This is a genomic window from Ensifer sp. ZNC0028 (assembly GCF_000799055.1).
Classification (GTDB): domain Bacteria; phylum Pseudomonadota; class Alphaproteobacteria; order Rhizobiales; family Rhizobiaceae; genus Ensifer.
In genome coordinates this window covers 1-1084 of record NZ_JTLA01000142.1, presented here as the reverse complement: position 1 = coordinate 1084, position 1084 = coordinate 1, and the positions used below count along the sequence as shown (strand labels likewise).

Below are 1084 nucleotides of genomic sequence, written 5' to 3'. Positions count from 1 at the left end.
GCTCGCGCCTCGACGTGTTCCTGCCGGCCGGCGCCGAGCCGCGTGTCAGCGTCGGGCAGACTGCCGTTGCCGGTGAAACGGTGCTTGCCGAGTTTGGCTCGGCCAAGGGCCCGGTCATCAGCCGCCGCGCATAAGGAGTGTCCATGGAAGGCTCTGAACAGCAAAAACCGATCGAAGCGCCGCAAGTGTCCGAGGACACGAACGGCTCGAGCGATACCGCGCGCGGCCCACGGCTGCGCGAGATCCCGCTGCGGCTGATGATCCCCAATCTCATTACCGTGCTTGCGATCTGCGCCGGTCTTTCGGGCATCCGGCTCGCCTTTGAAAACCGCATCGAGCTTGCCGTTGCCATGGTGCTGCTCGCCGCCTTTCTCGATGGCATCGACGGTCGTGTCGCGCGCGCCCTGAAGGCGACGTCGAACTTCGGCGGCCAGATGGATTCGCTTGCCGACATCATCAACTTCGGTGTCGCGCCGGCCCTCGTGCTCTACGTCTTCATCCTCGATCAGGCGCGCTCGATCGGCTGGATCGCGGCTCTGGTCTACGCGATCGCGATGGGTCTGAGGCTCGCGCGCTTCAACGTGATGGCGGAGCGCCAGGTCAAGGCGTCCTGGCAGTCGGAATACTTCGTCGGCGTGCCGGCGCCCGCAGGCGCCATGCTCGTGCTGTTGCCGGTTTACCTGGGTCTCCTGGGCCTTGCTCCCGAGCGCACGTTCGCGCTGATCGCGTCGGCCTATACTGTGCTGATCGCCTTCCTGCTCGTAAGCCGCCTGCCGGTCTGGTCCGGCAAGTCGGAGAACAGCCGCGTTCGCCGCGACCTCGTCCTGCCGGCCATCCTCGGCGTCGTCTTCTACGTCGCGACGCTGATGACCTATACCTGGGAAACGATGGCGGTAACGGCGCTCGGCTATCTGATAACGCTGCCCTTCGGCGCGCGCTCCTGGCAGCGCAAGTATGGCGGCGACTGGCCGGTCCATCCTTCGACCGGCGGCGACGGCTTGCCCGGCGACAAGGACTGACCGAGACCAAAACGACACGCAAAAAGAGAAAGGCCACCGTGACGACACGGTGGCCTTTCTCATTT

Annotated in this window: 1 protein-coding gene and 1 pseudogene; both read left to right on the top strand. The window is 65.1% G+C overall.

The annotated features are described in order from the left end of the window. Positions 1–134 (top strand): annotated as a pseudogene (locus L981_RS29360) (phosphatidylserine decarboxylase family protein); the annotation flags it as partial. A gap of 9 nt (positions 135–143) precedes the next feature. Beyond that, positions 144–1019, top strand: a complete 876-nt coding sequence (pssA, locus tag L981_RS29355) for a CDP-diacylglycerol--serine O-phosphatidyltransferase (protein WP_052202086.1) — start codon at positions 144–146, stop codon at positions 1017–1019. Positions 1020–1084: the final 65 nt, after the last annotated feature.

What these genes read in the sequence shown, in the direction of transcription:
- pssA (WP_052202086.1), top strand. Translation starts at nt 144, where the DNA reads ATGGAAGGCTCTGAACAGCAAAAACCGATCGAAGCGCCGCAAGTGTCC.